Annotated in this window: 9 protein-coding genes; 4 read left to right on the top strand and 5 right to left on the bottom strand. The window is 43.8% G+C overall.

Annotated features, from left to right (window positions below; translation table 11 throughout):
• Positions 1-3 precede the first annotated feature (3 nt).
• The 3 genes from R7E29_RS08290 to R7E29_RS08280 all read right to left on the bottom strand — a co-directional run bounded on the left by R7E29_RS08290 (position 4) and on the right by R7E29_RS08280 (position 4,944).
• On the bottom strand, positions 4-1,443 hold the full coding sequence (locus R7E29_RS08290) for an FAD-dependent oxidoreductase (protein WP_033907074.1): 1,440 nt from the start codon (positions 1,441-1,443) through the stop codon (positions 4-6).
• Between the two features lie 352 nt (positions 1,444-1,795).
• Positions 1,796-4,252 (bottom strand): ABC transporter permease, encoded by a 2,457-nt coding sequence (locus R7E29_RS08285; RefSeq protein ID WP_053303614.1) that lies wholly within the window; start codon positions 4,250-4,252, stop codon positions 1,796-1,798.
• Entirely contained in the window at positions 4,252-4,944 is a 693-nt protein-coding gene (locus tag R7E29_RS08280) for an ABC transporter ATP-binding protein (RefSeq protein ID WP_005376323.1), read from the bottom strand. Before R7E29_RS08280 ends, R7E29_RS08285 begins: the two co-directional genes overlap by 1 nt.
• On the opposite strand from R7E29_RS08280, the gene tesA reads away from it, so the two are divergent.
• From tesA to R7E29_RS08260, 4 genes are all read left to right on the top strand, one after another.
• Positions 4,943-5,545: a multifunctional acyl-CoA thioesterase I/protease I/lysophospholipase L1 gene (tesA, locus tag R7E29_RS08275; protein ID WP_054575991.1), complete on the top strand. Its 603-nt coding sequence runs from the start codon at positions 4,943-4,945 to the stop codon at positions 5,543-5,545. The two genes, R7E29_RS08280 and tesA, sit on opposite strands and share 2 nt — an antisense overlap.
• Before the next feature lie 82 nt (positions 5,546-5,627).
• On the top strand, positions 5,628-6,827 hold the full coding sequence (gene fabV, locus R7E29_RS08270; RefSeq protein WP_054575992.1) for an enoyl-ACP reductase FabV: 1,200 nt from the start codon (positions 5,628-5,630) through the stop codon (positions 6,825-6,827).
• Positions 6,828-7,007: 180 nt separating this feature from the next.
• On the top strand, positions 7,008-8,921 hold the full coding sequence (locus tag R7E29_RS08265; RefSeq protein ID WP_017634164.1) for a sensor domain-containing phosphodiesterase: 1,914 nt from the start codon (positions 7,008-7,010) through the stop codon (positions 8,919-8,921).
• Between the two features lie 71 nt (positions 8,922-8,992).
• On the top strand, positions 8,993-10,648 hold the full coding sequence (locus R7E29_RS08260; protein ID WP_017821933.1) for an ABC-ATPase domain-containing protein: 1,656 nt from the start codon (positions 8,993-8,995) through the stop codon (positions 10,646-10,648).
• 79 nt (positions 10,649-10,727) lie between these two features.
• On the opposite strand, the gene R7E29_RS08255 is transcribed toward R7E29_RS08260, so the two are convergent.
• Positions 10,728-11,348: a DNA-J related domain-containing protein gene (locus R7E29_RS08255; RefSeq protein ID WP_005376328.1), complete on the bottom strand. Its 621-nt coding sequence runs from the start codon at positions 11,346-11,348 to the stop codon at positions 10,728-10,730.
• A 128-nt stretch (positions 11,349-11,476) separates the two neighbouring features.
• The gene (locus R7E29_RS08250) at positions 11,477-12,316 is read right to left on the bottom strand and encodes an isopenicillin N synthase family dioxygenase (protein ID WP_005386285.1); all 840 of its coding nucleotides are present in this window, start codon (positions 12,314-12,316) and stop codon (positions 11,477-11,479) included.
• Positions 12,317-12,342 lie beyond the last annotated feature (26 nt).

Here is a 12,342-nt window from a genome sequence, read left to right as displayed (position 1 = left end):
CGATTATGCAGGCATACCATAACGCACTGCTAAAGCTTGTGGATAGCCTCGCTCTTGAGTGAGTTTAATCGCGTACTGCTCGACCTCTTGTTCAGACCACTTTACAGCGACCGGATGCTGTGTTTCCACATTTTGGTTAGGATCGATGTCAAACCAGAATTGAAGCATTTTTTGCGCTGCGAGTAGTGTCGATGACGCTTTTACCACCTCTATTCTCGCGTAGTGGTTATCTTCAAAAGTCACATCTGCCGCTCTGAGTACTGGGTCTGTTCCGGGAATTTGCTGAGCGCCAAACAATGCTTTTCCTCCTTTTACAGCAGAGTGATAGTCGGGAATAAACTGCGCCATGTGTTTGATGGCGTTGTTCGTTCGCTCTTCTAACACTTCTTCTCTCCAGCCGTAACGGATCTTCGAGAGTAAAGGCATAGGCAGTTCAGGTTGAGCAGATGAGTTCGTGCTCTCCACTAAACCATCTTCAAACAGCGTGATTCCTTTTGTCATACCATGAAGTTGAAAGTAACCATCGCCATAAGGCGTCAATTGAGCCATTCCTTTATCGGTTCCACGCGGGCCATGAAAAATAACTTCTGGCCATTGTTGTTGACAGTCTGCCCACCTCGTAACGTAAGCGGCTTTAAACTCCACCAACCTGTCTCGCTTGGCACCAACTGTGTTGTCAATTGAGCCTGTTTCAAAGCCACACGCGTTAACCAAGTAGTCGCATGTCATCAGGTAATCGATACCTTCACGTTCATAGCCAAGTTGCCAGTGTTCCCCCATCCAATCGGCTTGCTTAAACGTTGCTTGTGTGAAGACCGAAGCATTAGGAAGCGTATCTAGTGTTAAGTTGGCAATTGCGGCGAGGCGAAAAACACTCCAACCATATTCTTGAACTGCGACAACCGGATACTTTAGCGCTTCAAGATCAGCATGTTGAGCAAAAGGAATGCACCACTCATCGAAGTTTGTAGGATGACTTGGTTGAGTACGTTGCGCGAGAGCTTCTAGCTCCGCTTTTGAATACAGTTTGTAGTATTCGCTTGGCTCGCCGAGCACTTTATTACTCTCATCTTTATCAACGAGCGTCTGATAAGCACTTTTCACAACCTCTAATCGCGGAATTAGTGTGGATGGGTCTCCACCATCGGAATGAGGAACCGCGATGATTGTCGGACGAATATTCAGTGAAAGCGGATACAGGCGAACAGTATCAATAGATTGTGCTAACAAGTCTAAGCATTGTTGCTCGGAAATCTCTCGATATAAATTACCACCAGCATGCAAATGACAAATGGGTGGACCATTTACTAGTGATACGCCCTTCTCTATTACGGAAACTTTAAAACCCAGCTCCGCAAAATGAATTGCTGCTGTTGCACCTGCTACACCGCCACCAACAACAGCGATATGCTTATCTTTATAACTTGGAAACTCAGACTTCATTGCTTCACTAAAAATTTTATAAGGAAAATTCTTTACTAACGGTGAATTCTACTCGTGTTTGGACTTGATTAAAATCACAAAAAGTTCATGGGTTTGCGAAATATCCAACAGCGCCTGTAAAGTGCATTAAAGTAGAAAAAATTTGCGAAAAAGTACTTGACGACATGGTTAAGAAGACACTTTTTTGTGTCTATGTGAATAAGAATTTCACTGTAAGACCCATGGCGCAAAGCCTGCAGAAACACCCCACTTTTTACCCCATTTAGTTATCCCAAAAGTTATCCACTGTTTTTGTGGATAACTAAAATAAAAGTGTCATGGAGTGTTCCAAACTTGATAACACTCGCTGCGATTAAGTGTTTACTGGCGTTAACAATCTTTTCAACAAACTCATCACTACAAGTGCCAACGTAACAAATGTTGCAAGCGGTAAAGCTATCCACAATTCGGGGTGAATTTGTGCATTGAGATCGAATCCATATGTCATGACTGCGGCCACACAAACTTCCGCAGCGAATACCGCAACACCACTAGCAATCAACGCCATAATTCCGTACTCGGCCCACAGGGTTGTGTTGATCCGTTTCTTACTTGAACCTAATGTGCGATACAAACGAATCTCTTGTTGGCGTTGGGACAAGCTTAACCTCAGTAGCGTAAATATGAGCAGCAGACCAGCAACAACGCCTAAAAGAGCAAGGATGGTGATTGCTGATACGATTTGCTGAATCAAAGCCTGAATTTTCTCGCCCATAGTTCGGATATCTAAAACAGAGACCGTTGGGTGAGCACGTGACATTGACGTCAACAACGCTTCATTTCCTTCTTCAATCCTATAACTGATGAGGTAAGAACCAGGTAAATTAGCCATCACGTCAGATGAGAAAATAAAATAAAAGTTAGGCTTCATGTCACGCCATTCGACATAACGGATGGTATCTACTACTGCATCGTAATTCTGACTGTTTATTACAAAGCGCAGCGTATCACCGAGTTTGATGCCTAAGTCATTTGCTACATCCGCTTCTACAGATACACTCCCTTTGTTTGTCCATTCACCCGAAAGCACATCATTATATTCTGGTAGGGTATCTCCCCATGTCAGGTTTAGCTCTCGACGTATCGCGTCAGAACCTTCTCCTTCGTAATCAATCTCTTTGACGTTTTGACCGTTAATCTCTGTTAGTCGTCCACGAATTATTGGATAAGCTTGTGACCGCGTAACTCCATTTTTATCTAGGGTTTCTAGGTAGTTATCGAGCTCATAATCACCAATGTTCAAAGCGAACACATTTGGCGCGTCTGCAGGTAAGGTTCTCTCCCAATCCGCGAGAATATCGCTGCGCACAAGCCAAATGATAGACAGCAACATCAAAGATAATGCCAAAGCACCAAACTGTAGGCCGCTGGTTACTGGCGTCCGGTTGATACGACTCAACGCAAGCTTCATTGCAGGATGGGTTGACACACGTGCAAACAGCTTTGTGAGTATGACGCTAACTGCTGCGAGTACCACAAACAGTACCGCTATACCAGTGAGCACGATCCAAACTAAGGTGTTATCTGCATACAGTAAAAGCAATGGAACAACGGGAACTAGAACAAGTAACATTCGCTTCCAAGAACGTTGCGCTTTACCCTGCTGTAGCACTTCTAACGCGGGAGTTTTAATCAAGCCTAACAATGGTATACCGAGAGCAGGCACCGTAATCAAGACTGCTGAGATAAATGCCACCAAAAATGGTGTGACACCGTAACCAGGGAGTGGATCGGGTAATAAGTCTTTGAGTGGAATGCGTAATAAATATTCCAGCCCGCTCCCTAACAATAGACCGACGACACTGGCACTAATGAGAAGGATTGTGACTTGAATAAATAACCACTTTTCAATCCATCGGCGACTCGCACCAAGACTTTTCAACATCGCGATAGTTTGTGTCCGGCTGTTCACGTAATTTTGACAAGTAAGAACCAATGTTGTCGCTGCCATAATGATGACAATCGCTACGGTCAACGACAGATACTGCGTCGTGCGTTCAAAAACCTCATTACTACGACTGGCAGTATCTTGCGTGCGCCAGCGATCGCTCGGAGAAAGCTGCGTATCATCTTGTAAGCTCTTTAGTGTTTTATCATCGGCTTGTAAAAACAGACGGTATTGAACTCGGCTCCCAACTTGAATTGCTCCTGTTTTATCTACGTCACTTTGATGAATGTATGCAGAAGGCATTTGCTGAAATGGATTAAAGCTCAAGCCAGGTTCCATCAATACTGCGCCTGATACAGTAAACTCGGCATCGCCTATCGTGACGCTGTCACCTGAGTTTACGTTTAGTTGAGTCATAATCCGCTCATCAAGCCAGAGTTGGTTCTCTTTAACGCGACCGGCCGGATTATTTTCAAGAACGAGCTCTCCCATTAAAGGGTAATTATCATCCACCGCCCTTACAGAAATAAGCTGCATACCATTATCGCTAAATGCCATAGTGGCAAATCGCGTCATCATCGAACGTTCAAGGTTTTCAGTCGAGGTTAACAACGTGTCCGGAATGGGATTAGCAGACACAAACACCGCATCTGCCGTTAATGCATCCTTCCCCTGCTTGACGATCACCTGCTCCATTCGTTCTGCTAATGCAGAAAGCGCAAAGATACTCGCAATCACGAGAATAAGAGCAACGCTAATAGGCCAAAGATTCCCCTGCCTTATTTCGCCGAAACTCCAACGTATCAAACTTTTATTCGACGAGTGCTGTGTTGTACTATTTTGCTCTGTGGATGTTGCTTCACTTGATGATACTGCAGACATTATATCTCCTCCTTAAGCTCACCCGCCTCCATACGATAGATACGGTCACATCGGCTTGCTAGATGACCATCGTGTGTTACTAAAATCAGAGTTGTCCCGTGCTGTTCATTAAGATCGAATAGCAGCTCAATCACTTTGTCTGCGGTTTGATGGTCAAGATTGCCGGTAGGCTCGTCTGCGAACAACAGCTCAGGCTGTGTCATAAATGCACGCGCTAGCGCAACTCGCTGTTGTTCACCACCAGATAACTGGCTTGGTAAATGGTCGACACGTTTTTCCAATCCAACAGCAGCTAACAATTCCGCTGCTCTTGCTTCATCTTCGGCTTCACCACGTAAAAGACAAGGAAGCGTGACATTACGTAATGCACTCAAACTCGGGATTAACAGGAAACTTTGGAAAACGAAACCTAAAGAGTCAGCCCGAATTTTCGCACGTGCTTCATCGTCCAGTTTTGATAATTCATGACCTAATAAAGTAATTTCGCCTGATGTCGGCGTATCAAGACCAGCTAGCAACGTCATCAATGTTGACTTACCTGCACCGGAAGTTCCGACGATGGCGATTTTTTCTCCTTTTCGGATGTCAACATTTACGTCTTTGAGGATTGTTAATTGTTCTTGATTAGTAGAGACTTGTTTAGAAACCAAATTGGCTTGAACAATAGGTGCATTAAGTACAGGTGTTTGCATGATTCGTATACTTTCCTTAGTTCTATTTTTTTGTTTTTCCGCTACTTCACATGCGAGCGAAAAGCTACTTGTCTTGGGTGATAGCTTGAGTGCAGGCTATCAGATGCCGATCGAAGAGAGTTGGCCTAGCTTACTCCCTGATGCGTTGTCAGAACATGGTCAAGATGTAACAGTTATTAATGCCAGCATTTCTGGCGATACAACCGGCAATGGCTTAGCACGGTTACCTCAGTTGCTAACTCAGCATAGCCCTGACATGGTACTTATTGAGTTAGGTGCCAACGATGGCCTAAGAGGCTTCCCTCCTAAACTTATTACGTCGAATCTTTCAAAAATGATTACCATGATAAAAGATTCTGGTGCGGACGTTGTCATGATGCAAATTCGGGTTCCACCTAATTATGGTAAGCGCTATAGCGATATGTTTTACGATATCTACCCTAAGCTTGCACAGCATCAACAAGTTGCCTTGATGCCATTCTTCTTAGAGCATGTTGTCACCAAACCAGAATGGATGATGGATGATGGCCTTCACCCAAAACCAGATGCACAACCTTGGATCGCTGATTTCGTTGCTCAAGAATTAATTAAACATCTCTAATTTTAATGGTCTAGCTCAATAAGTTTTACGTAACTTTACGTTAATCTATTTTCAATTCCACTCATCGAGGATAGATAACAACATGCGAATAGAACCGTTAATTCAAGGTGTTGTTGCTCGCTCTGCGCACCCCAAAGGGTGTCATGCATCTATTAAAGAGCAAATTGAATACGTAAAGCACGCCCCACAGATCAAAAAAGGCCCAAAACGGGTTTTGATTATTGGTGCCTCCTCTGGTTTCGGCCTAGCGGCACGAATAGCCCTAACGTTCGGTGGCGCTAACGCCGATACCATTGGCGTCTCATTTGAGCGTGGCCCTTCAGAGAAAGGGGTTGGGAGTGCGGGTTGGTATAACAACGTCTTTTTTAAGCAAGAAGCAAATCAAGCCGGGCGTACCGCAATAAATATTGTTGGCGATGCATTCTCTGGTTCGGTGCGCAATCAAGTGATTGAAGCCATTGAAACGTACTTTGAGGGTGAAGTTGACTTAGTCATCTATAGCTTGGCAACCGGTGTTCGACCTAAACCTGAATCTGATGAGTTTTGGCGCAGTGTCATTAAACCTATTGGTGAACCTGTCACTGGCGCTTCTATCATGCTGGAGAACGATAAGTGGATAGAAACCACCTTAACGCCTGCAACAGGAGAGGAAGCCAATGCCACCATTAAAGTAATGGGAGGCGAAGACTGGGAAAGCTGGATTGACACACTCATCAATAACGACTCTATCGCAAACGGCTGCAAAACCATCGCCTTTTCTTACATGGGCCCTGACATTACGCACCCAATTTATCTCGATGGTACGTTAGGTCGAGCGAAAATCGATTTACACCAAACCAGTCATTCATTAAACCTCAAACTCGCCAACTTTGACGGCGGTGCTTACGCAACCGTGTGTAAGGCGTTGGTGACGAAAGCCAGTGTATTCATCCCTGCGCTAAGTCCCTACCTGTTAGCGCTTTATAGAGTGATGAAGGAAAAAGGTACTCACGAACGCTGTATTGAACAAATGCAGCGGCTGTTTACTACGAAGTTATACGATCAAGAGAAAGTGCCAGTTGACGGCGAACGCTTGATTCGAATAGATGACTTGGAACTTGAACCGCAAGTTCAACAAGAAGTCCACGCTCTTTTAGAACAGATGAATGCTGAAAACTTTAAAGAGATTGGTGATTACCAAGGTTTTAAAGATGAGTTTATGAAGCTCAATGGCTTTAACTTTGAAGATGTCGACTATTCGCAAGACATTTCTATTGAATCGTTAATGTCGCTTAAGCCTTGATACTTGTTACCTGTTTCAAGGATGAGATATGTGACAACTATTCCTAGTCCTGAACACTTTTCAGGACTTTTTTTTGTTTCGAGCCCTAGCCACCCTATACTTAATTAAAAAGCGAGAACAAAATAGAGCAGTCTGCATTTTTAATTCACAGGAAGTGAAACCACGTAAAGGATGACCTATATGGGGAGATTGCAAACATTAGACTACGAAATCCCTGAGTCTATGCGAAGAAGTTGGCAGGAAATCGTCAACTTACTGGCTCAAATAACACACGTACCCACCACATTAATTATGCGTATCCATCCGGATCGCATAGAAGTAAATACATCTAGCGAAACTCTAGGTAATCCTTATCGTACTGGCGATGCAGAGCTGCTTGGTAACGGTTTGTATTGCGAGCAAGTTATAGAACAGAAAGGCGAGCTTGTAATCCCCAATGCGCTTGAAGATGAAGAATGGCAAAATAACCCAGACATCAAACTAGGCATGATTTCTTATTGCGGCTTACCGCTATTCTGGCCAAATGGGGAGACATTTGGAACAATCTGTATGCTTGACTCTGAGAGAAACGAGTACAACGATAGTTACCGTCAGTTGCTTGAAACTTTCAAAGATTCAATCGAAGCACAGCTTTCAGTTGTGTACCAACAACATAAACTTCAGCGACTTAACACCGAGCTAAAGAGTCGAATTGAAAATCGTACCACGGATTTAGCCCAGTTAAGTTACTCCTTAACACAAGAAATTGATCGCCGTAAAGCCGCGGAAAAACAAGTGAGCTACCAAAAAACACATGATCAGGGGACTGGGTTTCTAAATCGCTCTGCACTTGAGAACATTGTCCAATACACCTTACAGTCCCTTGATAGTGATCAGCAATCGCTTGTGGTCATCAACATTGGTTTTAGTAACGCTCGCAGTATTCAGACCAGGCACGGGTTCGAGGTCTTTGACAACATTTTAAAAGAATTTCACTCCAGATTAACCAGACACGGTGCTAGCGGATTTATCACTGGTAGACCAAGTTCGAATGACATGGTTTTATTGATTTGGGGAGAGGATATTGAAGCTCGGTTAAATCAACTATTAGATGATATCACTAAAATTAGCGTAGATGGATTTGTCTTCAACAAAACAGAAATACATTTGCACACGTATATCGGTATAGTTCAAGCTTACAAAGATTGCAGCAATGCTAAGCGTATCCTTCAACATGCATGTTACGCGATGCTTCTATGTAAAGAATCCGGCGAACCTTTTAGTTATTTTAGAGAAAATCATTCGGCGGATCTCAATAGTCACAATGAACTGGAAAGTTACCTTTTACAAGCAGTGCGTAACGACGATTTAGTGTTGTACTTTCAACCTCAAGTAGACTCCAAAACACGTAAATGGATTGGCGCAGAAGCCTTGCTTCGCTGGAGACATCCAATACTTGGCGACGTTTCCAACGAAGCATTGATACATATGGCCGAACAAAACGGGCTTATCTTTGAAGTTGGCTCTTTTGTTCTGCGTACCGCGATAGACAAAGCGAAACAATGGTCTGAGTTAATCGATAACTTCAAAATTGCCGTCAACGTTTCTCCCATTCAATTACAAAACGTAAATTTTGCAGAACAAGTGCAACACCTACTCGACACTTTCCATTTGCCAGCACACTTTCTCGAACTCGAAGTAACCGAGAGCGCTCTAATTGCCGATGAAATAGTAGCACGCACAACGTTAAATAAGTTGCACAAACTAGGTGTGACATTGTCACTTGATGATTTTGGTACAGGATATGCCTCGTTCAGCTATTTAAAGAAATATCCGTTTGATGCCATCAAAATTGATAAAAGCTTCGTCCAGCAAATGGAAAAGTCAGATGATGATCGCGAGATCATTTGTTCAATCATACACATTGCAAAAAAACTGGAACTCCAAGTAGTGATCGAGGGCATTGAATCCCACCAACAAGAGCAGTTTCTTATTGGTGAGGGTTGTGATATCGGACAAGGTTTTCTTTATGGTAAACCTATGCCTTGTAATGAATTTGAGCAAAGTTTGTTTAATCAGCGCCTTTCTGGCGGGCAATACGCCTACTCTTCCTAAGCATTCTCTTTACTATGAGGGCGGTGGTTTCTATAATCGCCGCCCGCTTCTATTAAAAGGCCAATATCTTCATGGATCAGTTGACTGCCACGCTTAAGAAAATTGAAAAGCAGAACTACCGAGCTTATCAGCAAATCAAAGGTCAATACGACTTCACTGATTTCACTTTGTTTATCGATCATGTACAGGGTGACCCTTATGCATCGGCGTCACGTTTTCGTGCGACTCGCGCATGGTCTTTGACTGGTCTTGAGTGGCTAAGAGACGAGTCTCCTGCATTTCAAAGAGCTGCACGTGATTTTATTGCGCGTAGTTTTGAACAGTTTGCTAAACAAGAAAACTCAGTATCAATTTCACTGACAGGCCAAACTGTACTGGATAGCACCGCGGTGTTGTTTACTGAAGAAGGTATTGAACTGCGTTTTCGAGTTAACTTACCAGCCGAGGGTCGTTCAGTATTGGGGAAAAAAGCCAACAACATACTGACTTTCCACCTGCCTAAGTTTATCCGTCGAGCAACTTTAGAGCGTGAACTCGACAAAGCCGCTTTAATTAAGCACTGCCAAGTTGTTGAAGACCAAGATGCCCTACGAGAACAGTTAGAGGCCAATAACTTAGTCGCGTTTGTCGCAAACGGCAGTATTCTTCCTCGAATTGCAGGTAATTGCGACCTTCCAATGAAAGAAGCCGTTGAGTTTAAAGCCCCTGAATCTCTACAAGTCACTTTACATGCGCCAAACAAGGGCCATGTCACAGGATTAGGAATTCCAAAAGGTATCACACTGATTGTAGGTGGTGGCTTCCACGGTAAATCTACCTTATTAAATGCAATAGAGCGTTCAATTTACGATCATATTCCAGGAGATGGTCGCGAATACATTGTTGCCGATAACAAGGCTATGAAGATTCGTGCCGAAGATGGCCGATGCGTACACCACTTGAACCTGTCAAACTACATCAACCATTTACCGATGGGTAAAGATACGGCGGACTTTTCTACTCAAGACGCATCAGGCTCAACGTCGCAAGCCGCTTGGCTTCAAGAGTCTATTGAAGCGGGTGCAAGCACATTATTGATTGATGAAGATACTTCTGCTACCAACTTCATGATTAGAGATGAGCGTATGCAGGCATTGGTGGCAAAAGGTGATGAGCCAATTACTCCTCTCGTCGACCGCATTGGTCAATTACGAGATGATCTTGATATCTCTACCATTATCGTTATGGGTGGGTCGGGCGACTACTTAGACGTTGCCGATACCGTCATTCAAATGCACGACTACCAAGCCGTTGATGTGACTGAAAAAGCGAAAGAAGTTATCGCTCAGCACCCTACTCAACGCCATAACGAGTCAGAAGAACGTTTACAGACCTTCCCACCTCGAGCACTGAACCGCGTTGCGTTGATGAATATTCTTACTGACGGCAAGTTCCGTGTGAATGCGAAAGGCAAAGAGTCACTTCGATTTGGTAAAGAGTTTACTGATCTTAGCGCTTTGGAACAGATAGAGTCAGCCGATGAAGTCAACACAATTGGCTGGTTATGGTTCCAAATTGCTCAACTTCCAGGTTGGTGTAATCATCCGGCGAAGGAGATTGAAGAAATGCTGTCTGGTGAGTGGCATGCCGCTCTTCCTAAGCAAGGCGACTTAGCCAAACCACGCACACTAGACGTTATGGCTGCCCTCAACCGCATGCGAAAATCTCAGTTTAAGTCATCATGCTAGTTTTGATACGCTGACAGAGACAGTTCAATCAAAAGGCAGCTATAGTTAGCTGCCTTCCTTTATCTTTATTCTTAGCGAATCATTCGTTTCTCAGTACATTCCACGCTTCACAAAGAACTCTAAATCTTTCTGCATCGCCATTTTCTCGATCAGGATGCCAACGAAGCGCGAGTTTTCGCCATTGTTTTCTAATTTCCGCAGGCGTAGCGTCAGTGTTAAGTTCAAATAGTGACAGTGCCTTTGTCTTATCTACGCTGGCTACTGACGAACCACCGATGAACTTTTGATAAGTTGTCCAAAATTCATTCAACAGTCGACGCACTTCATCTTCGTCCGCTTCGTAATTGCGCCAATCTAAGTAATACTCACGCAAAGGATCATGAATATCGATCTTATGCCTCAAAGCTTCCATCGAAGACATGAGCTGAATATCCATGGCTTCGACTTGAAGCCAGCTATCCGGATACAGAGTGTCTTGCAGTTGATATAATGCATTCATGATCAGGAAATTTCTTTTGAATAAATCCTTATCGGGAGAGTCGTCCAGCTTTGAAATATAACCTTGTTCACCCAACGAGCTTGCCAAGGTGTGCACTTTCCAATTAGAGGGCTGTTTTCTCAGAATTTCTAACATTGGCCAAAGCAGCGGATTTTCTATTGCATGAGGCTCAATACTATTGACAGTACGTTGTCCTTCCATTCATCCTCTCTGACACGAGTTTAGGGCCCCATTCACGGCACAAAAAACATAATTTCCACTTTGTAGCATAAATGCAAAAAGGCCGATAGTCATTCACCATCGGCCTTTGTAAGGAGATCACGTAAAGGTTAAATAACCCCTAGCTCACGTAAACGTTCCATAAGGTAGCTATGTGCAGTGTAGCGTTCAGATAACACCACTTCCGGCTTTGGATGCAGGAACAACGGTAATGAAATACGTGACTTTTCTTGACGGCCACCCGTAGGGTTGATTACACGGTGAGTCGTTGAAGGGAAATAACCACCTGACGCTTCTTGAAGCATATCACCAATATTGATGATTAAGTTTCCGAAGTCACATGGTACATCGATCCAATCACCCTCTTTACTCTTTACTTGCAGTCCAGGCTCATTAGCAGCAGGCAAAACCGTTAACAGGTTAATGTCTTCATGCGCAGCAGCACGAATAGCGCCTGGCTCTTCTTCGCCTGTCATCGGTGGATAGTGAAGCACGCGTAGTAATGTTTTGTCACTGTTATTGATCATTTCTGACAACGCGATAGAGAACTTCTCTTGAACGTCCTTAGGTGCGTACGCTTCAACCCAACCTAATAGCTCTTGAGCAAATGCATTGGCACGCTCGTAGTACTCTAAGATTTCAGCTTTAAGCTGCTCTGGGATCTGACCCCAAGGGTAAACATGAAAGTACTCTTTGATGTCTTTCACTTTGTGCCCTTTCGCCACTTCAGACACAGAAGGTGGGAAGTAGCCATCTTGGGTGTCTACGTTAAAGTGAAAATCATTCTTTTGTTCTGAACAGAAAAACTCATGCCAGTTTTTGTAAATTGACTCTACAAGCTCTTGTGGAATCGGGTGGTTTTTCAACACACCGAACCCCGTTTCGCGTAGAGAGGTAACGAACTGTTGAGCAGCATCGTCAGCAAGATAATCGACAGTTTCCAGTTTCATGGCTTTACTTCTTTTTTATTAGACTG

It is taken from the genome of Vibrio sp. Vb1729 (assembly GCF_033338655.1).
In the GTDB taxonomy this organism is placed as follows: Bacteria; Pseudomonadota; Gammaproteobacteria; order Enterobacterales; family Vibrionaceae; genus Vibrio; species Vibrio alginolyticus.
Note: the sequence above shows the minus strand (reverse complement) of the source record. Positions and strands in the feature narration are given on the sequence as shown.